General features: G+C 32.4%; 19 protein-coding genes and 1 pseudogene. 5 read left to right on the top strand and 15 right to left on the bottom strand.

The genetic code is table 11. The annotated features are described in order from the left end of the window. From FS935_RS18465 to FS935_RS18480, 4 genes and pseudogenes are all read right to left on the bottom strand, one after another. A complete protein-coding gene (locus FS935_RS18465; protein WP_146950121.1) occupies positions 1-504 on the bottom strand; it encodes a GNAT family N-acetyltransferase in 504 nt (167 codons plus the stop codon). 54 nt (positions 505-558) lie between these two features. Further along, positions 559-1,107, bottom strand: a pseudogene (locus FS935_RS23485) (GNAT family N-acetyltransferase); the annotation flags it as partial. A 21-nt stretch (positions 1,108-1,128) separates the two neighbouring features. Further along, the gene (locus FS935_RS18475; RefSeq protein ID WP_158638651.1) at positions 1,129-1,350 is read right to left on the bottom strand and encodes a hypothetical protein; all 222 of its coding nucleotides are present in this window, start codon (positions 1,348-1,350) and stop codon (positions 1,129-1,131) included. 95 nt (positions 1,351-1,445) lie between these two features. Continuing rightward, on the bottom strand, positions 1,446-2,078 hold the full coding sequence (locus FS935_RS18480; RefSeq protein ID WP_146950124.1) for a pyridoxamine 5'-phosphate oxidase family protein: 633 nt from the start codon (positions 2,076-2,078) through the stop codon (positions 1,446-1,448). Between the two features lie 230 nt (positions 2,079-2,308). On the opposite strand from FS935_RS18480, the gene FS935_RS18485 reads away from it, so the two are divergent. Beyond that, the gene (locus FS935_RS18485; protein ID WP_146950125.1) at positions 2,309-2,584 is read left to right on the top strand and encodes a DUF3986 family protein; all 276 of its coding nucleotides are present in this window, start codon (positions 2,309-2,311) and stop codon (positions 2,582-2,584) included. Between the two features lie 223 nt (positions 2,585-2,807). Further along, complete coding sequence (locus tag FS935_RS18490; RefSeq protein WP_146950126.1) at positions 2,808-3,320, top strand: DUF3231 family protein; 513 nt, start codon at positions 2,808-2,810, stop codon at positions 3,318-3,320. A gap of 65 nt (positions 3,321-3,385) precedes the next feature. Here FS935_RS18490 and hpf read toward each other — a convergent pair whose 3' ends face one another. The 4 genes from hpf to FS935_RS18515 form a co-directional block, all read right to left on the bottom strand. Then, positions 3,386-3,958: a ribosome hibernation-promoting factor, HPF/YfiA family gene (gene hpf / locus FS935_RS18495; protein WP_146950127.1), complete on the bottom strand. Its 573-nt coding sequence runs from the start codon at positions 3,956-3,958 to the stop codon at positions 3,386-3,388. Positions 3,959-4,146: 188 nt separating this feature from the next. Next, on the bottom strand, positions 4,147-4,608 hold the full coding sequence (locus FS935_RS18500) for a universal stress protein (RefSeq protein WP_146950128.1): 462 nt from the start codon (positions 4,606-4,608) through the stop codon (positions 4,147-4,149). Between the two features lie 189 nt (positions 4,609-4,797). After that, positions 4,798-5,934 (bottom strand): DUF5667 domain-containing protein, encoded by a 1,137-nt coding sequence (locus FS935_RS18505; RefSeq protein WP_146950129.1) that lies wholly within the window; start codon positions 5,932-5,934, stop codon positions 4,798-4,800. A gap of 772 nt (positions 5,935-6,706) precedes the next feature. Beyond that, positions 6,707-7,111 carry a LytA/YqiH family protein gene (locus FS935_RS18515; protein ID WP_158638652.1) on the bottom strand — a complete coding sequence of 135 codons (405 nt, stop codon included), beginning with the start codon at positions 7,109-7,111 and terminating at the stop codon, positions 6,707-6,709. Positions 7,112-7,299: 188 nt separating this feature from the next. Here FS935_RS18515 and FS935_RS18520 point away from each other — a divergent pair, with 188 nt between their 5' ends. Beyond that, complete coding sequence (locus FS935_RS18520; RefSeq protein WP_146950131.1) at positions 7,300-8,148, top strand: hypothetical protein; 849 nt, start codon at positions 7,300-7,302, stop codon at positions 8,146-8,148. A 21-nt stretch (positions 8,149-8,169) separates the two neighbouring features. Here FS935_RS18520 and FS935_RS18525 read toward each other — a convergent pair whose 3' ends face one another. Then, a complete protein-coding gene (locus FS935_RS18525; protein WP_146950132.1) occupies positions 8,170-10,662 on the bottom strand; it encodes a DEAD/DEAH box helicase in 2,493 nt (830 codons plus the stop codon). A gap of 315 nt (positions 10,663-10,977) precedes the next feature. After that, positions 10,978-11,595 carry an NUDIX hydrolase gene (locus FS935_RS18530; protein ID WP_146950133.1) on the bottom strand — a complete coding sequence of 206 codons (618 nt, stop codon included), beginning with the start codon at positions 11,593-11,595 and terminating at the stop codon, positions 10,978-10,980. A gap of 172 nt (positions 11,596-11,767) precedes the next feature. On the opposite strand from FS935_RS18530, the gene FS935_RS18535 reads away from it, so the two are divergent. Then, the gene (locus tag FS935_RS18535) at positions 11,768-12,259 is read left to right on the top strand and encodes a CBO0543 family protein (protein WP_146950134.1); all 492 of its coding nucleotides are present in this window, start codon (positions 11,768-11,770) and stop codon (positions 12,257-12,259) included. A gap of 74 nt (positions 12,260-12,333) precedes the next feature. Here FS935_RS18535 and FS935_RS18540 read toward each other — a convergent pair whose 3' ends face one another. Then, positions 12,334-12,972, bottom strand: coding sequence for a hypothetical protein (locus tag FS935_RS18540; protein ID WP_146950135.1), 639 nt, complete (start codon positions 12,970-12,972; stop codon positions 12,334-12,336). A gap of 220 nt (positions 12,973-13,192) precedes the next feature. Next, positions 13,193-14,860, bottom strand: coding sequence for a ribonuclease J (locus FS935_RS18545; protein WP_146950136.1), 1,668 nt, complete (start codon positions 14,858-14,860; stop codon positions 13,193-13,195). 505 nt (positions 14,861-15,365) lie between these two features. On the opposite strand from FS935_RS18545, the gene FS935_RS18550 reads away from it, so the two are divergent. Next, positions 15,366-15,989: a LysE family transporter gene (locus FS935_RS18550; RefSeq protein WP_146950137.1), complete on the top strand. Its 624-nt coding sequence runs from the start codon at positions 15,366-15,368 to the stop codon at positions 15,987-15,989. A gap of 344 nt (positions 15,990-16,333) precedes the next feature. Here FS935_RS18550 and FS935_RS18555 read toward each other — a convergent pair whose 3' ends face one another. From FS935_RS18555 to FS935_RS18565, 3 genes are all read right to left on the bottom strand, one after another. Further along, on the bottom strand, positions 16,334-17,176 hold the full coding sequence (locus FS935_RS18555; RefSeq protein ID WP_146950138.1) for a sugar ABC transporter permease: 843 nt from the start codon (positions 17,174-17,176) through the stop codon (positions 16,334-16,336). Next, on the bottom strand, positions 17,176-18,462 hold the full coding sequence (locus FS935_RS18560) for a carbohydrate ABC transporter permease (protein ID WP_240050956.1): 1,287 nt from the start codon (positions 18,460-18,462) through the stop codon (positions 17,176-17,178). The genes FS935_RS18555 and FS935_RS18560 overlap by 1 nt, the downstream gene beginning before the upstream one ends. Positions 18,463-18,536: 74 nt before the next feature. Beyond that, complete coding sequence (locus FS935_RS18565; RefSeq protein ID WP_146950139.1) at positions 18,537-19,817, bottom strand: sugar ABC transporter substrate-binding protein; 1,281 nt, start codon at positions 19,815-19,817, stop codon at positions 18,537-18,539. Between the last annotated feature and the right edge of the window lie 26 nt (positions 19,818-19,843).

The following is a 19,843-nucleotide window of genomic DNA, read 5'->3' on the forward strand; positions in this document are numbered from 1 at the left end:
TTATAAAAATAACGACATATATACTAAGTCAGCATATTGATTGTTAGTTATTTTAACTTGTTTTATCTGTTTTCCTTCTATTTTAAAACCAAATTTCTTATAAAGGGCAATTCCTATTTCATTATGTGAAAATACCTCTAAGCATATTTTTTCTAAACCTTTTTGATGACTTGCCCAACTAATTAAATAAGCTAATAGTTCAGATCCAATCCCCATATGACAAAACTCTTGATTCACCCCCATACCAAATGAACCTGTATGATTCACTTTGGCAAAAGTAGGTCTTGAGAAAGACAAAAATCCTACAACTTGACCTTCATATTCTGCGACTATTGTTAGACCACCACTTTCTTGTTTTTTCATCATTTTTTTTCGATAATCATCAGCTTTTTCCTTTGGTTCGTCCTTTGTTCTTAGATAGAAATCTGTTGAAGCGACAATGTGATTTTTTAGAAAAGCGATTTCAATTGCATCTTCTAGGCTTGCAACACGTATATTCAACATTCAAACACTCCTACTTGTTGATCTCTTGTGCTAATTTGGCATTTTTTTGTGAGTTTATTGATCATAATAATTACTGACAAACACTGTGTATTCTTTAGGATTTGTAAATTCCAATTTCTTAGCTAAATTGATAGAAGATCTATTTGAAACATCACAATCCCAACGAGGAATCAAATTTCTTTGCAGGCTATAAGTAATGAATTCTTTTCCAATTTTTGTAGCTAAACCAATACCTTGAAAATCAAATTGTGTAGCAATATCGATTTCAATCAATGATTCAGAGGAGAAAATGGAGGTGCATTCACTCACTACTTTTCCTTGATGTAGTATGCAAAAGCCAAAACCATTTTCGATGAAATTTGTAACATTGCCCCAATATTCTGTGTAGTAATCACTTTTAAATTCAACACTATCAGTTATCGTTTTTTCATCTATCTTCTTAATTGAGAAATTTTCAGATAATGAATTAATGGTATGTAATGGGACATTATTTTCATGTGTAAATGCAAGGCGCTTTATTTGTTTTAATTCATTTTTTAGGTGCTTTATTAGTGTTTGATCCCAGTTGTTATCATCTGAAAATAAAGTAAAACGTAAATGGCCATTTCTCCTTTTTCTATAGAACTAATCTTTATTAAAATGATCATTGTTCTCATTCCCAAAAACATAATAAATACCTGAATTTGTTCCTATTAAGATTGTTTGTAGGTTAACTGAGTCAGCATAAACGGTCCCATTAATATATTCATCTAAAACAGAATGCGCAAAAGTTGGTGGATTATTTTCTTTTGCAGTTATTTTTTTCTTTACTTCGGAGTAATCTTGTTTATTTAGTATGATCATCATTGAACATCCTTCAAAATTATATATTATACTCTCCTCAGGGCATGTATCTATTTATAAACACTGGGTGATCATTATGCTTAAAGATAGTCCTTTAATTAATAAAGTCTCTCCTTATAACTCACTTGTAAATCTTCAGCTACCTCTTTAGCTGTTACATTTGGAATATTTGCATGGGTAATAAGCATTTCTGGCATTGAAGGTAAAGTTTCTTTCTCATTCCAAGTTTCAGGATTCCACAAACCAGAACGAATGAATGCTTTTGCACAATGAACATAACATTCTTCTACTTTAACGCCTATTCCGAAAAGTGGTACCTTTCCATTTACTACACTTTTTTCGAGTAATTCAGGATCGCGTGTGATATAAGCTTTTCCATTAATCCTTAAAGTTTCACCTAATGATGGAATAAAGAACAAAAGCCCTACATGTGAATTCGAAATAATATTATGAAGTGAGTCCATACGTTTATTACCTGGTCTTTCTGGGATAAATAAATGCTGATCATCAATAATTGTTACAAATCCAGGGTAATCTCCACGTGGTGAAACATCACATTCTCCTTGTGAATTTGATGTAGATAAAGTTAAAAATGGAGATTTTGAAATGAACTTCCTACAATGATCATCAATTTTTGAGATCACTTTATTAATTGCTCTTTCACTTGGGCTTCCAATCTCTTTGCGAAACTCTTCAAATTCTTCTTTAGAGGAAATAACATTTTTAAACATGAAAACACATCCTTTTCTTGGAATATATAGACAATAATACTATAAAGCTATTTCCAGAACTATGAAAATATTAAAGTTACAAACAGTTATCAATTTTTCTTTTAAATAGTTGATATAATTAATTAAATTAAAATGATCATTTTTAAAGGTGTATTTTTAATGGTTTAAAGTAGGTATCAAATAAAATTTAAATATAATCAGTATGAAGTTTTTTAGAAAAGAGGGATATCATGAGGGTTAAATACGACCCTAGATACCATGTACATATCGGATATTATGAAGACGATCATGACTTTGAGTCGATAGCTTATAAAGTGCAGGATCAGGATGTATGGGATATCTTTTTTGATTTCACTTATTATAACTTACATAATCACAGTGTAAATCAAGGGGAATATATTGAAAACCTAGGCATGAAAATCTTGTCAGTTCAATATATAGACCTTGATTATGATGAAGCAGCAAGACTTTTTCAGAAGTGGTTAAGGCATGAGGGTATTATTTAGAACCTTCTTACCTAGGCCTTTCTTAAACTTGGTGTTGATTTCCGTTCCTGGCATTCACTTTCTCGGCTTCCTTAGCTTTAAACATTAATAAGTGTTTCATTTTGTTAATTAATTTTAAAGTATAATTTCCATTCCTAAACAAATACTTTCATGGAGGTATTCTCCTCCTCTATTTATTTAGGAGATACAAATGGACATTAAAACGACAATAAGGAGTGCTTTTATGGGTATTTTAAGCGGTAATCCTAAAAATGAACCACTGCATTATGGAGAAGTATTTTCACTTTGGTCTTTTTCACAAGCATCAAAAGGGATGATATCAGGATCACAAGCATTTCTAAATCATGTGGGAGATAAAGATTTACATAAACTTTTAGAAGATATCATCAATCAGTGTCAACAAGAATTAAAACAAGTTGATGCTCTTCTTAAAGATAATGGGGTTGGGTTACCACCTGCACCTCCTGAAAAACCAAAAGCAAATCTTGATGATATTCCAGTGGGTGCTAGATTAACTGATCAAGAAATTGCCGCTGGTTTATCAATGGATATTGCAGCAGGATTAGTATTATGCAGCCAAATAATTGGTCAATCAATAAGAGAAGATGTTGCGATGATGTTTGGACAATTTCATATGGAAAAAGCAACAATGGGTGGAAAAGTATTAAGATTAAATAAAGAAAAAGGTTGGCTTATTCCACCACCTTTACATCATAGTAAAGCTGAAGAGAGCTAAAATTAAAAACAAAAGAATCATCATTTTTTGTATAAAATGATGATTCTTATTTTCTATTTAGAAGCCTAAATTGCTTTATTTCCATTTTCAACAATATCAGATGCTATTAAACCGTACTGCCCATTTTTGCGTTTATAAACAACACTCATTAAATCATTTTCAGCATTTTGAAAAACAAAGAATTGATGATCTAATAAGTTCATTTGTAGAATTGCTTCTTCTGCACTCATCGGTTTTAATTGAAATTGCTTCAATCTAACAATCTCCTCCACTGTTTCATCAACTGGTTGTTCATCAAAATCTATAGGTTGGTTTGCTGGTACAAGCATTTTTTCTTTTCGAGCTTTCCTATTTAATCTTGTTTTGTATTTTCTGAATTGTCGTTTTAATTTTTCTTCTACAAGATCAATAGATTTGTACATATCAGCAGTTTGTTCCTCAGCTCTAATCGTAATATCTCCAATGGGAACAGTTACTTCAATACAATGATTGTTTTTAAATACAGATAAATTTATATGAACATGAAAAGAACTAGTTTCAGTAAAATAATGCTCAATGGCAAGACCTATTTTTTGATTAATATAATCCTTTAGCGCATCAGTGATTTGTAAATGTTTGCTGTGTATAATCAAGTTCATTTTAGATTCCTCCAATACTGATGTTTGGTGATGGCAGTTTTCATAATCGTTGTTGCTTTTACCGATTCTAAGTAAATACCTTTGTTTATGAGTGGCATTTTATGACATCCTATACTATAAAAAATGTTTCCAATACAATATTAGGTAAATTAACAACAATCTGTAGAAAAGAGCCTTGTTTATTTCACTTATTCTTCTTCTTTAGGAGTTCTTACAACTAATACATCACATTTCGCATATCTTAAAATGTTTTCAGATACACTTCCAACTAAAATACGTTCAACTGCATTCATACCGGTTGCACCACAAACAATTAAATCTGCTTGATATTGTGGAGCTATTTCTTTGGATATCTTTGTTTTAGGTGAACCAAATTTTATGATTGCTTCTACCTGTTCTAATCCCATTTCTTTAGCGGTTTGCTGATAGCTTTCTAAAAGCTCTTTAGCAGATTTTTCTGCATTTTCTACAATTGATGTATCAGCGTACAAGCCGTAAGTGGAAACCGTTAATTCACGAGAATCGATGATGTTACAAAGTATAAGTTTTGCTGAATTTCTCTTTGCAATATTTATTGCCTTTTTAAAGGCCCATTCCGCCTCTGCGGAACCGTCAATTGCAACAAGGATTTTCTCATAGACCATATTCATGATCATCTCTCCTTTAAGATCCAAATATAGGTAATCTCTACCTATGACTTAATCTTAACGTGGAATTGAAAAGAAAACGGTGATATTTGTCACTTATAGGAAAAAATATTTAGTTTACATAAAATTATTATGTAAACTAAATAAAAAAGGAACTAGCTCTTTAACCAGTTCCTTTTCGTTAGCCTATTTTTATTCCTTTTTATCGTTACCTTTAGTGTTTTCCTTTTTTTCTTTTGCTTCTTGTTGTTTTTGTTCAGCTTTAAGGTTAACTTTTTCTTTAGCTTCTTTTTTAGGCTCTTCTGTTTTTGTTACTTTTTCACGTTTTGGTTGCTCAATTTTCACTCTATTTTCCTCTTGTTTTTTGATTTCCTTTTGTATCTTTTCTTTTTTTGTTGCTTTTGTATTTTCATTAACAGTTGTAGTTTGTGTTGAGATTGCTTGATCCTCTTGAAGGTCTTCTGTTTTCAATTGTTCAACATTTTCTTCATCATTTTCAATTGTTACTTCTTCCACTCTTTCTTCAGATTCTTCTATACTATTTTCTTGAATTTCTTCATTTACATCAGCATCTTCAGTTCTTTGTTTCTTTGTAGTTAATTTTTCTAATTTTTTATTGATCTTCTTTTCAAGCTTTTCTTGAGCTTTCACAATATTCTTCTGGATAGCTTCTTTTGCTTTTGGATTTTCTACCTTTTCAAGAACAGCAGTTAGTGCAAGTATGTTTGCAGATAATTTTGCTTCAAGTTCAGTACGAATTGAATCAATCGAATCATCATTCTCATTTACATCTTTTTCAGTTTCATTAATATTATCTTCTTCACTTGTAACGGTATCTTCAGTTTTTTCTATGTTTTCTTCTATTAAAGAATCTTCTTCTAATTCTTCAGCGCCTTCTAGTTTCTCAAGCGCTTCCTCTTGTTTCTGGATTGCTTTTTCAAGAACTTCTTCTGCTAGTTCGTATTCTCCTTGTATTAATAACTGTTCTGCTTCTTTAATGCGTTCTTCTGCAAATTCAGCGAGTAAAGCAGCTTCTTTATCATCACTAAATGTTAATGCAAGCTTTACATTTTCCATCATCTTCTTCGCAAAGTAGAAAAAATCACTTGGAATTAATGATGGTTCCTCAGTAGAAACTTCTTCCTCAATTTCTGCCACTATATTTTCTGTGCCTTCTTCAACAGTCTCATTTTGTTCAAGTGTTTGTTCTGTTTGAACGATTTCTTCAGGTGACGTTTCGGCAAATACTGAACTAGTTCCAATAGAAAAAGTTAGTACCGTAGCAAGCGCAGTTGTTGATAAAACATTTCGAACATTTGTGTTAATCATTAGAGATCCTCCTGGTAAATTAAATTTAAGATGAGTACGTATTTTGTAGATTAAATGATTACATGTCGAAAAAACGAAATGAATCCACCCTTCCGTTTTACTAACATGAGAACCTTTATATAGCTACGATGAGTCTTACAGTTTTTTTGTCTGTAGGTTAAAAAAATTCCTAATAGATATATTTACCATTCAACCTATTTATTAAGGGATGTAAGTGTTTACTAGAAAAAGTTATGATGGAAACACAGATTTAATAGTAATAAGAATACAAAGGGGAGTTGGTGTTTTTTGAAGAAGTCGATTATTGCGGCAATTGCTTCAATTTGTATTGTAACAACAGGTTTTACTTCACACGAATCTGCCCATGAGTAAACATATAAAGTTCAAACAGGAGTTTCATTATGGGAAATTACTTCGCTGAAAGGACTGACGATTAATCAAATAAAAACATATAATCATTTATCATTTAACATTATTTATGTTGGACAAGTTTTACAACAATTAACAGAAATCTAATACCTACTAAAACAGTTACTACACCTTAAAAAGGTGATATTGTTTCCTTTTCAACAACTGCACCAGGACAAACACATGAAGGGATTACTATTGGAGATAATAAAATTTATACATGTAGGCTCTACAGGAGTTACACTTGCTGATATGACAAACAGTTATTTAGAAGCCACGATATTTAGGTGTTAAAACAGTCCAATTAAATAAAAGGGACAGTCTAGCTAAAATATGGTAAGAGCTAAATCTGTCCTTTTTTGCTTTAGTTAAATTTCACGATTGTCTTTTGTCCGGATTCATCATCTTCTGTGTATGAAAAAGTAAGGGTATCTCCTTCTTTAAAAGTTGAATATTGTTTTTGGGCTTCCTCTGATAATTGAAATGCACTTGTCTGGCCATTCATTTCTAGTTCAATTGAATGTGGATCTATTTGCCCAACTAATACACCAGTTCCCACAGTTACAGCAGGTTCATTAGAATTAGTTGTAGATCTTTCTTTTTCTTCTTTAGAATTTTCCTGTGTTGCAGCTTCTGAGCTTCCACTAGATGATTCATTTGTAACAACTTCAGTAGAATCATTTGCGCTTCCCTTTTCAGTACCACATCCTGTTAAAAAAGTAAAAATTAAAGCTGTACTCATAATTACTAGCCTACTTTTACATATCATTAACTAATTCTCCTTTATTGAAAGTATTTTCTATTTCATCTATTAAGTCGTAAATATGGACGGAATTGTTACATTTCCGCTTATTAAATACGCTACTTTGAATAAAATACCATCATATTGAGGAATATATTTTATTAGAGGTATGCAATTATTATCTGTTTTGTATTCATTTCCTTTGGAGGCCCTTCATGGTTAAAAAAAACATACTGAATCAAAATTCAATCCCTTTTTTCATACTGATGATTATTCATCTCGGGATGATTGTGAATTTAATGATAAAAAAGAAAGGGAAAATATATTGGTTTGTTTTATTATCAAATATTGGCTTTGCTTATGTTTTTGAATTCATTGTATTAAACATATTTCAAGCATATAAATATAAACCCGCCATTTTAAAAAAATCTGCTCTTGATAATATTTTTGGTGCGATATTGTCTCAAGCACTATTTATTCCAATAACTGCAACCTTTTTAACAGCAACAAGTGTAAATTGGTTTGGCAAATTAGCGTTTACGATCTATTTCTATTTAATTGAGCATCTTTTTATAAAGTTAAAAGTATATAAATTATATTGGTGGAGACCTAGGTATACCTTTTTATTACTTCCAGTAGCATTTACTATTAGTGATTTAATGAAATCTGCTCTAGAAAAAAACAAAAAATGGGCTGGAAATGTAGTCCACTATCTTTCGCTTGTTGTGGTTAGTATTACAATTTTGTTTGTTCCAGCCACAATGCGGAAAATTCGTTATGGAATTGGTTTTTATCATTCATGGAAGGAACATTTTATCTTAGCACCACTATATAGTTTTTACATTTCCTTTGTTGTTTTTATGAACTCAGAGAAATCTGGAATGGTTCAAAAATTTAAAACACTTTTGATTTTGTGTTTTACTGATTATTTATTATGTTACATGAAGATCCTTAAAACTAATTTACAACATATTTTAATAAGGATTTTATTTCATTCTTTTATAATTTCCTTCTCTAATTTTATTAAAGGAAAAATTAAGAGACAGACCCAAAATATTCATTAGGTTTGCCTCTCATCATATCTATTATTTTTTTCGATCATTACGTTCAAAATGGCATTCGTTACAAACGGCAAATTTAAATCGCGGGTGAAGACTTTTACCACATATTTTACAGCCTTTTTTTGTTACTTGTATGCCTGACTTCAGGTTTTCATGAATGTGATCACTTATTTCTTCACGAATTCGTTCCCAATAATGAGCCTCTGTACTTTTTCCTAGCTTGTAAAGAAATAACAAATGAAGACCAACTGATTTGTAAGATAATTCTAGCTCTTCAAGGCTGGATTCTTTAATTAGTGGATCAGGTAATTCTTGGCCATCTATAATTGCTTCTAGCTTATTCTTCCATTGAAGTCTTAGAGATGGCTCGTTTGATGAAAATGGTAAATGTAAAAATCCATACAAGTCAGCAACAGAGAGTTTTGCTTCAATGATTGTATCTTCGACCATCTCATATAATAGTTTTTCTTCTGATAAAGATGCTTTTTTTGTTCCCATTGGACTTTTAAACTGGTCCCAAAGATAAAAAAATAGGCCCAGTTTTCGTGAATACTTTTGAAACCTTTCTAAAACAGTTGTGGTAGGAGCAATCGCAAATCCTTGTAATGGTGTATCTTCTTGCTCTAGAAGGCGAGTCATTGTGCGAACATTATGTGTAAAAGCGACTTTACCAACGTTGTATATGCCCTTTCGCCCAGCTCTACCTGCTATTTGTTTTATTTCTTGTGAGGTTAAATATCTTCTTCTTGTACCATCAAATTTATCGTTTTCCAAAAAGACAATACGTCTTATCGGTAGATTTAAGCCCATGCCGATCGCGTCAGTTGCAACAATGACCGTTGTTTCCCCATCTATAAATCGCAACATTTGTTTTTTTCTCGTTTCAGGAGGCATACTTCCGTAGATCATACTAACTTGACGTCCGGATCGTTGTAATTCAGATGCAGTTTCAAGTACTCTTTTTCTTGAAAAACAAACAATTGCATCTCCTTTCCGAGTTTGATTTAATTTGAACAGAGTTGGTTCAACCTCTAAAGGAATATCTCTATAGTATTCATGAATTTCAATATGAGAATTCCCCAGCACCTCTAATATCATAGGTTTAGCATTAAAGCTGCAAATAATATGAACTTCTTTTGCATTGGCTTTAGTTATCGCTTTATACCACGAAAACCCACGATCTTTATCAGCAATCATTTGGGATTCATCAATTACAATCACTTCATAAGGATCTTTTTCATGAAACATTTCAACAGTGCAGGCGATATGTCTTGCATCATGTACGAACTTCTCTTCTTCCCCTGTTTTTAGTGAGCATGGTATTCCTTCTTCATTTAATCGCTCATAAATCTCAAAAGCCAATAAGCGTAGTGGAGCTAAATAAATTCCACTAGCTGCTTCTTTCATTTTTTGAATTGCTTGATATGTTTTGCCTGTATTTGTTTCACCAACATGAAGGATATATTGAATATTTCGTCCTGCAGGTGGATAGTACTCTCTTCCAAAAATATCTTCAATCATTCGGGATTCTTCTTCTTTTCGACGCTTAATTGTCTCTAGTTCTTCAACTACTCTTTGCTCTCTATCCGACAAATCTTTATCAAATATTTCTTGATGAACAGCTAAATCGAATGGGATGTCGATTAACTTTATTAAATCAGTTACATGTTCCTCCATTATATCAGAAAAAAATTCTTCACTAAGATCATCGAACGGCTGAAATGCAACTTCTTTAATTAAAGAAATCGGTAATGTCTCTTGATAGGTATTATAATAATCATCAAAGACATGTGGTGATAAATGCTCCATTAACCAGTTAGGTCCAAAATCAAATAAATAGCTTGAAATGACTCCTTCATATTTTTCAGCAATATGCTCTTCATAATGATGTCTACCATATGCTGACTCCGCTTCTTCTGATAAATAGTCCGAAAATACAGCATTGTCAGAAGATAAAATGATTCCTTTTTTCTCAATTTCAATGGCAAGCTGAGAACCAACTAAATACCGAACATACAAATATAGCTCTTCATAGTTAGCACCAAGTAGTTGGTCGATATAATATTCAAGTTTTGAAACGAATTTTTTTCTTAATTCTCGTTGATCTTGTAGTTTCATTCTTTCTTCGTAAGCTATTCTTGCATCTTTATGCTTTTGCTCCCACTCAGTAGCTTTATCAGCATAAAGTGAATCAAGCCATCCTACAACATCAAATACTTCAATATCTCTTATGTCATTTCGAAACATTTGATTTATTAGCTTTTTACTAATCCCTTCTACGTCATAGCCTTTTTGTGCTAAATATTGCTTTTTCTCAGCATTTGAAGCATGACTTGCTGCTGTGTTAAGCCAAGAATTTAACCATAACTGGTCTATATATTGTGTACGTTCTCTTAAATATTGTTCGTAAGATATGTGATTTTCTCTTGTTTCTAAAAATTTGTATATATCATCTAAAACTAATGATTTAGTTCGTTCAATCGCTTTTAAATAGTGATTTTGTAAAATCTCTTTCATTTTAAAACTCCTCTTAGATAAGTACTTTTCTTTTATTTGTTATGGCTGGTTTTATATTTTTTGTTACTTGAAGGGATACACAGCACTATATAATGTCTAGTGCATTATTTTCTTTAATAGTACCTATTATGGATTGAAAACACCGGTTCTGTAAGATAATTAGGAACCTTTTTTCAAAAAAGAGTCTTAGTTAGTATATAGTTTCTATTAAATACAATGAAACATGTATGTCATATTTAGCTAAGGCATTTGAAAGAGAAATACCCCAAAATCTTATTTCTTCTATAAGAAAGTGAGGTATGAATTATAACTTATTTACCTTTTTAAAAGCTCAATAAAATGAGATAGTATTCTAGCTGTTAAACCCCAAATTACTTTGTTTTCATATTGATAAAAAATTTCATCCATTTTTCGAGTTTGCCAATTATAGTTTCTGCCTCCTGGAATTAAATCAAAAGGAAAATCCTCTTCTGGCTCTAGCTTTGTATGTACATGATAAACGTCGGGTTTCGTATTTAGAAAAAAAGTCAATGGAACAGTAAAAGTTTCCTGGACCTCAGATTTATTGGGATTTATGCTGTTAAAATCATTAATTAAACCAACAAATGGATAAACAATCATTCCATAAGGTGAAAGCAGAAAATCAATTGGGTAAACATCTGTTATTTGCTCTTGTGTGATACCAAGCTCTTCTGTTGTTTCCCTTACAGCCGTATCTAGAAATGATTGATCCTGCTTATCCATTCTACCACCAGGGAAACAAATTTCCCCAGGCTGTCTTCTTAGCTCTTGAGAACGCACCTCAAATAAAATATGTATGTCATTGTTTACTTTTAGAATTGGCAAAAGTACAGCATATTTCGAAAACCTCTCATTACCAAGAAAAGAAGGTGTATGTAACTGTACCTTATTGAGGATATCGCTTAATTCCATGTTCATCACCTCATACTACTTTCCTCTATCATAGCAAAAAAATGATCACTTTGTCACAAACCTGAAACTTCCTTGCGTGTGGAACAAAGTTGTGAAACAAGAAAAAACGGGGCGTGACAGGCACCGTATAAGAAACAAGCTAATGACAAACTATAACATGAGGTGTTTAAAAATGAATAAAAAGTTTCCAGTTATTTTTTTGACTTCTACAACAATAATTGGTTTGTTTTTGTTACCTTTTGCTATTGTAAAAAGGCGGGTTAAAGATTGGATTATTGTATATTTGGTTAGTATTATTGGTAATTCTCTTTCAGATCGTTACCTTGTGTCTAAAGGGTATTTAAAATACAAAATCAGACCTTTTCCTAGATATTTTATAATTCATTTACCTTTTGATTTTGTTCACTATCCCCTTTCTTTACTTTATTACAATCAATGGACATTAAATAGTAAGCCTATAGGTTTCATTTTAAAACTTTTACCTTTTGTTATTCCACAAGTGCTCATAGAGACTTTTGCGGCAAAGAAAACAGACTTAATTACATGGAAAAAGGGTTGGACATGGTACCATTCATTCATTAGCTTAGTGATTAAACTTCTCTTATGTCGGTCCATCATTTCGATTATTAGAAGAGCTAGTAGAGGTCAAATTTCTATCAAGTAATAAAATATTCACTTTACTGGTAAATAAAATGAGCATCCTAGGTTATGGATGCTCACGTTAAATAATTATAAGTATTAATCAAAAGTTTCTTTTATAAGATGTAACAATTCATCACGTTGGTAGCTTTCTTTAATTCCTGGTTTACTTGCTAAATAATCAAACACATCTGTTGTTGAATAATCTTTTCTTAATCCTTTAATGATTGTAGACAGGTATGAATGTGAAGGTTTTTTCCAATCAACTTCTTTTTTATCCCACGGCGCAGTAAAAGTATAAATTGGATAGCCAGAATCTTTTCCAAGATAAAGGATATTTCCGTACCAGGATTCCTCATTAAATACATAAGAATTCCTCTCTTGTACATCTTGGAGATTTAGTTTGAATTTTATTCCATCATTTTCTTGTTTCACGATATCCATAAATTGTTCAGTTGTGATTAAATATTTTTTACTATACGTAATACATGAAGAATCTTGATATAATCCGATAAAGGCAACACCCTGAAAATTCCACCTTCCAGATTCTTTTGCAAAATATAATGGATGCTTTATTAAATGAATCGATTCTTTTATAGGGAGCGATTGATCACGGCAACCTTCTTCTACCATACTAGAGCCATTAGGTTTTCCACCTTTTATGTAACATAAGAAACGATCATTATTTATGTTTGAGCCATAGCTTGCATACCAAACATATTGTTTTGGTTGTTCCACTTATTCTCACCTACTCAAAGTTTTAGTGGTTATTTGTTTTTTAGTTGAAGTATCATTTTGATGTTTGTCTGTATTCTACTATAATTACAAATTTATAGAAAATATTATACTCCTGAAAAAAAGTGAATGCACATTCTATAATCATTAATTCTGGATGTAAATAATTAAAGAAAAGTGCCTGTCACCACTCGACAAAAGTCGGGTGGTGACAGGCACCGAATTAAACTTCAATGATAATCGGTAAAATCATTGGTCTTTTCTTGGTGTGAGAGAAGACATATTGTCCTACTGATTTTCTGATTTTTTGTTTGAGAACATTCCATTGTGCTTTGTCTGATTCTTTTAGGTCATTGACTGTTTTTTTGATTAATCCATTTATGTCGTTTAACAAATCACTTGAGTCTCTGTTGTCTACGAAGCCACGGGATATTGTGTCAGGTCTTGTGATGAGTTTTCTTTCTGCCTTGCTCATTGTTAATACAATAACAAGCATACCATCTTCTGAAAGCTGTTTGCGGTCTCTTAACACGATATCCCCAACATCATCTAATCCAATTCCATCAACATATGTGTTTCCTGCTGGAATCGATCTTGTTTGTCGTGCAATAGAGTTCTCAAGATCTACTACATCACCATTTTTAAGAATAAATGTGTTTTCTTCTTCGACACCAACTGTTTCTGCTAATAAACGGTGATGATGAAGCATTCTGTATTCACCGTGGATTGGAATGAAATATTTCGGCTTCATTAAGGTTAGCATTAACTTAAGATCTTCTTGGTAACCATGACCAGATACGTGCATCCCTTTGCCTGAGCCATAGATAACATTTGCACCTAGTGCATACAAATTATCAACAATTTGAGAAACATTTTTTTCGTTTCCAGGAATTGGGCCTGCTGCTAAAATAACAGTATCTCCACGTAGTACCTCTGTACCACGGAAATTCCCAGTAGATAAGCGGGCAAGCGCAGCCATTGGTTCTCCTTGGCTACCAGTACATAAAATACATACTTTTTCAGGAGACAACTCTTCTATTTGATCTTGTTCAATGATCATTCCCTCAGGAGCATTTAGATATCCACGCTTCATTGCTACATCAACAACATTAACCATACTTCTACCTAATAAAGCAATTTTCCGGTTTGTTTTAATCGCTGCATCAACCACCTGTTGAACACGGTTAATATTTGATGCAAAAGTTGATAGAAAAATTTTTCCTTTAGCCTTGCGAAAAGCCTCTTCGATGTGCTGACCAACAATTAGCTCTGAAGGTGTAGATCCAGAACGTTCTGCATTTGTGCTTTCAGATAAAAGAAGCAACACACCTTTTTTTCCGATCTCAGCCATTTTATGAATATCTGAATGTTCATTATTAACAGGAGTTAAATCAAATTTAAAATCACCACTATGTACGATTGTTCCCTGTGGAGTTTCAAAAGCAATCCCAAGACAATCTGGAATACTATGATTAACTCTAAAGAAACTAGCAGTCATTTCTCCAAAAGTAATTTCAGAATTCGAATTAATTTCCTTTAACTCAGTTTCGCGCAGAATTTTATGTTCACTTAATTTTAGTTCAATTAATCCTAACGTAAATCTAGTCGCATAAACAGGAACATTTAGTTTTTTTAAGAAATAAGGGATACCACCAATATGATCTTCATGACCATGAGTGACGATTAACGCTTTTACTTTATCTTTGTTTTCCTCTAAATAGGAAACATCAGGAATAATGAGGTCAATACCTAATAAGCTTTCATCTGGAAATTTATTTCCACAATCAATAACAATGATGTCATTGTTATATTGAATAGCATACATATTTTTCCCAACTTCATTTAAACCACCTAAAGCGAAGATTGATAATAGATTGTTATTTGAGGTCAATGGTATACACTCCTACTCTATTTTGTGGTTTTAATATGTGTATTTTTCTAGTCAATTATGTAAGCTTTGAGTGAATGTTGAAATGTAATTTCTAAGGGCTTTCCTATATGTAAATGTGATATTGGATTACTTATTAAGGCTGTTTCGTAAACTTTGTTGCTTTTAGTTATAAGAAGATAACAGCACTGTATAAAGTCTAGTGTCATCTTTTCTTCTACAAATTGTACCTTTTTTGCGATAAACACTTGTTACAACAGATAAAGATGTCAATTAGCTACAATCTTTCATAAAAGAGCCTTTATAAAAAATAGAGTTATATTGCTTAAGATTTTTAGTAAAGGAAGTCACGAGTTTGATGAGTTTTAAAAAATAAAGATGTTTGCGAGTATAGTCTTTAAATTAGAAATATATTATAGATAAATTCCAATAAATTTCTAAAAAATGTCGTACAAGCTACAACCCTTGAATAGATTGTAAAAGTACTATTTAAAAGGGCGTGACATTTTTGAGTATTCTTTTTAGTTATGTTTTATTAGGATTATCACTTGCAGCTCCAATTGGACCAATAAATGCTGCGCAGATTGACCGGGGTTTTCGTTTTGGATTTTATCATTCGTGGGTAATTGGCTTAGGATCAGTAACAGCAGATATTATCTACATGATAATGGTCTATATGGGTGTTGTTAATTTTCTGGATAGTCCTTTTATGCAGACTTTTCTATGGTTATTTGGTTTTTTTGTGCTTATTTATACGGGGATTGAAACGATTTTTTCAGCAAGAAAAGAAATTCAACAAAATCGCAGTGAGTACGAATCTTATTTTAAAACATTTATGACAGGCTTTTTTATGGCCTTGTCAAATCCGCTTACTATCTTATTTTGGTTAGGTATCTATGGATCTATTCTAGCCAAAACAGCTGCTACATACGAAAATCTGCAGCTTTTCATTTATAGTGGAGCCATTTTGATTGGACTACTACTATGGGACTTTATAATGGCAATCATATCGAGTACATTTAGAAAAATTTTAACTCCAGGTTTAATCACTTTTATTTCTGTTATTTCAGGATTAACTTTAATGGGGTTTGGTGTTTATTTTGGCTTACAAGCTTATCATGTTTTGTTTTAGATTACTTTTTAGAAATACTATTTCTTATCATATAAGTGCGTGAAAACATACCTAGCTGCAACTTGATTTGATAGCACATTGAAGAGTCACCTACTTCTCCTACCTTTAATACTGTAACGTTTGAGGTAAGAATGGTAAAATATAAAAATGATATGGCGTAAATTTGATTTGCGCCTCTTTTAATTACACTCCAAATAGTTCCCTATAGAACCCTCTTTTTGTCGTTGCTCCTTTTCATCCATTACCTTGCATAGCAAGTTTTAATAAGGTGCATATTCTAAAAAATCATGATTTAAACTTAAAGGAAAAAGACAGGTTGCATATAAGTAACAACCTGTCTTCAATCATCCTTTTGTTCCCCCTGCTGTTAAGCCAGAGACGAAATATTTTTGGAAAAACAAAAACAATATGGCAATTGGAATGGCAATTAAAACGGATCCTGCTGCAAAGGTTGTAAATTCTGCACCAAACTGATCATCAATCAAATTGAATAAGCCAACTGGTAAAGTGTATTTTTCTTCAGAGCGAAGGAGAATACTTGCGATAATAAAGTCTGCAAAAGGTGCGATAAAAGAGAATAATGCAACAACAGCAAGAATCGGTTTTGCTAAGGGCATAACAATTTGAAAGAAAATTCGAAAATGACCTGCTCCATCAATTTTTGCTGATTCATCAAGCTCCCTAGGGATGGTATCTAAATATCCCTTCATTAACCATGTATTAAGGGGAATTTGACCTCCAACATAAATGAGAATTAATCCGCTTAATGTATCTAATAATTGGAATCTAAATGCTAATACATAGATCGCAATTAACGCCGCGAAATTCGGAATCATTTGTAAAATCAAAAATGTCATTAATCCATATTTTCTTCCAAAGAAACGATATCTTGAAAAAGCATAGGCAATAAAACTTACAGATAGGACTGTGAAGATCATCGTTAAGCAACTGACTATTAATGAATTTTGATACCATTTTAAATAATACGTTTCTTCTAAATTGAATAAATGTTGATAATGCATTAATGACGCATTTTTTGGAATAATTGAAGAACCTGATAGGCTTTGTCCAGGATTAAAGGAAGAGCCGATAATCCATGCTACCGGATATAAGATAATTAAAAACATAATCCCAATGATTAAATACGACAAACCTAGTCTAATGAATTTGTGAGATTTTATATTCATTACATCATATCCTCTTCTTGGAATGATTTCGTTTTTCTAAATTGCCAGATGGCAATCGTGATGACAAAAATTGATAATAATAATGTAATAGCAGCTGCCTTCGAATATTCAGCTGATGTCATTGTTAAACTATAAATCCATGAAATTAAGATATCTGTGCCTCCAGCATTATGTCCTGGTACAGCAGGACCTCCGCCATTAAATAGATAAATCACATTAAAATTATTAAAATTAAATGTGTATTGCGTGATGATAATTGGTGCTGTTGCAAATAACACAAGTGGTAAAGTAATGCTTTTGAACTTCTGTAAGCTATTTGCTCCATCCACTGTTGCAGCTTCATACAATTCATCAGGAATTGATTGAAGAACACCAGTTGTCATAGCAAAAACAAATGGAAAACCTAGCCAGGTTTGAATAAATATTAACGCCATTCTTGTATAAAGTGATTCTGTCATCCAAGGAATATCACCTAATCCAATAAGAGTTAAAATATCTTGATTGATGGCACCGAAGGATTCATTAAACATTCCGGCAAAAATTAATATGGAAACAAATCCAGGAATTGCCCAAGGTAGAATTAAGACAGTTCTAATCAATGCTTTACCTTTTAAGTCTTTCTGGTTAACAATAACAGCGAGAATAATTCCAAGTGCGACTTGAAAAGTGGTTGCAACAAACGTCCAAACAAGTGTCCAAGATAAAACACCAAAAAAGGTCTCACGCCAAATATCAATTTTGAAAATATCTATAAATGTTTGAAGAAACACCCAATCTACAAGCTTAGCTGGTGGAGAATGATATAAGTCATAATTAGTAAATCCTAGTAGTATCACAAAAATAATTGGAAAAACAACAACAAAGACCATCAATAAAAATCCAGGTGTCATGATTAAATAAGGAAAACCAGATTCTATTAAGTTTCGGTATTGCTCCCATAATGTATGAAGTGGCTGACCTTTGTCCCTCTTCTCTCCATTTTTATATGCATCAAATAAATTAAACAATAGAAATATCAAGCCGAAGCTAACGATAATAAGAGCTAATATCCCTTCAGCTAATAGAAAAATAGAGTTATCTCGCGGTGTTTTTTCACCAAGTGTAACAATTCCCCATAGTCCCATATTAAGTAAATCTCGAAAAACACCAAAAAATGCAGCTGTTAATAGTAAAAATAAACCACCCTTAACATACTGCTTGTTATACAATTGTCCTAGTCCAGGAAGAATCGAAAGAACAACAGCTATTTTTCGATGATTAGTTGGATCAACCCTATTTTGCTCCACTTTTACATCCTCCTTTCCATTTTAAATAAATTTATAGCAGTACCTCCGTTCTGGACGTACTGCTATTTCTTTATTTAGTTAGAATGACTTGCTTCAATACTTTGATTAATTTGTTTTACTGCAGCATCAAGAGCTTTTTTAGGTTCAGCTTTACCTGTTACAATTGTTTGTAAGTTATTCGCCATCGGCTCCCAAACTGTTCCCATTTCAGGAATATTCGGCATAGGAATGGCATTTTGTGATTGTAATGCAACAGCTTTTGCTCCTTCATTCTCGGTTATAGCAGGATTTTCAGCTAAAGCAAGATTAGTAGGAACTTCCTGTGTTTGTTCAAAACGGATTAATGAGTTTTCATCATTTGTAATAAAATCAACAAATTTTGTTGCCCATTCCTGGTTTTTTGAATGACTTGATACATGGTAACCTTTTACACCCATAAACGTTTTCATATGTTCTCCATTAGGAAGTTTAGGCATTGGAGCTATTCCAATATCAACACCTGCATCTTTGTATGGCTGAAATTGCCATGGTCCATTCATAACGGCTGCTACCTTACCTTCTCCAAATAAACCATCACGTGTTGAGCCGCCATTTTCTCCGATAAGTCCTTTAGGAAATAAACCTTCGTCATACCATTTTTTTATATATGTCACACCTTCAATAGCACCTTCATTATTTAAACCAAGATCCTGTGGATTTGGAATATCGTTTTCATTGCCAAATACATAGCCGCCATTACCAGCAATAACACCATGAGCCATATAAAAATCATCCCATACTGCTAAAAATCCAAAGTTACCATCCTTTGTGAAATCTTTAGAAAAGCTATACACTTCATCCATTGTTTCTGGAGGAGCTTCCATTAGAGTTTTGTTATAAATGAATACAGGTGTTTCTGATGATTTTGGAAGACCGTAAAGTTTTCCATCATATGTTTGTGCAGAAATAGAAGATTGGGAGAAACGATCTTTCACTGCTGAATCAACAGTTATTTCTGCAAGATGACCTTGCACCGCTAACTCTCCAATTTGATCATGAGGTAGTGTTAATACATCGGGTCCAGTTCCAGCAGGTCCATCTAAACGCAATTGCTCACGCATATCACTCGCCATTAAAACCTCTTTAATCTCAATTTCAATACCATGTTCTTCGGTAAACTCTTTCGCAACATCCTTTAACCAAGGAGACTTGTCTTTGTCTTCCCAAACAACAAGCTTTTCAGGCTTATTTTCATCCTCTGTTGTTGCTACTGTTTCTTCACTATCATTCATAGTCGTTTCATCCTGTGGTCCACAGGCAGCAAGAGCGCCTAGTACGAGAATAAAGACCATAAACATTGTTAAAAACTTTTTCATTGTAATCCCCCTTTTTCTTTTTTTTG

It is taken from the genome of Metabacillus litoralis (assembly GCF_007994985.1).
GTDB lineage: Bacteria > Bacillota > Bacilli > Bacillales > Bacillaceae > Metabacillus > Metabacillus litoralis.

What these genes read in the sequence shown, in the direction of transcription:
- FS935_RS18465 (WP_146950121.1), bottom strand. Translation starts at nt 504, where the DNA reads ATGTTGAATATACGTGTTGCAAGCCTAGAAGATGCAATTGAAATCGCT.
- FS935_RS18475 (WP_158638651.1), bottom strand. Translation starts at nt 1,350, where the DNA reads ATGATGATCATACTAAATAAACAAGATTACTCCGAAGTAAAGAAAAAA.
- FS935_RS18480 (WP_146950124.1), bottom strand. Translation starts at nt 2,078, where the DNA reads ATGTTTAAAAATGTTATTTCCTCTAAAGAAGAATTTGAAGAGTTTCGC.
- FS935_RS18485 (WP_146950125.1), top strand. Translation starts at nt 2,309, where the DNA reads ATGAGGGTTAAATACGACCCTAGATACCATGTACATATCGGATATTAT.
- FS935_RS18490 (WP_146950126.1), top strand. Translation starts at nt 2,808, where the DNA reads ATGGGTATTTTAAGCGGTAATCCTAAAAATGAACCACTGCATTATGGA.
- hpf (WP_146950127.1), bottom strand. Translation starts at nt 3,958, where the DNA reads ATGAACTTGATTATACACAGCAAACATTTACAAATCACTGATGCGCTA.
- FS935_RS18500 (WP_146950128.1), bottom strand. Translation starts at nt 4,608, where the DNA reads ATGAATATGGTCTATGAGAAAATCCTTGTTGCAATTGACGGTTCCGCA.
- FS935_RS18505 (WP_146950129.1), bottom strand. Translation starts at nt 5,934, where the DNA reads ATGATTAACACAAATGTTCGAAATGTTTTATCAACAACTGCGCTTGCT.
- FS935_RS18515 (WP_158638652.1), bottom strand. Translation starts at nt 7,111, where the DNA reads ATGATATGTAAAAGTAGGCTAGTAATTATGAGTACAGCTTTAATTTTT.
- FS935_RS18520 (WP_146950131.1), top strand. Translation starts at nt 7,300, where the DNA reads ATGGTTAAAAAAAACATACTGAATCAAAATTCAATCCCTTTTTTCATA.
- FS935_RS18525 (WP_146950132.1), bottom strand. Translation starts at nt 10,662, where the DNA reads ATGAAAGAGATTTTACAAAATCACTATTTAAAAGCGATTGAACGAACT.
- FS935_RS18530 (WP_146950133.1), bottom strand. Translation starts at nt 11,595, where the DNA reads ATGGAATTAAGCGATATCCTCAATAAGGTACAGTTACATACACCTTCT.
- FS935_RS18535 (WP_146950134.1), top strand. Translation starts at nt 11,768, where the DNA reads ATGAATAAAAAGTTTCCAGTTATTTTTTTGACTTCTACAACAATAATT.
- FS935_RS18555 (WP_146950138.1), bottom strand. Translation starts at nt 17,176, where the DNA reads ATGAATATAAAATCTCACAAATTCATTAGACTAGGTTTGTCGTATTTA.
- FS935_RS18565 (WP_146950139.1), bottom strand. Translation starts at nt 19,817, where the DNA reads ATGAAAAAGTTTTTAACAATGTTTATGGTCTTTATTCTCGTACTAGGC.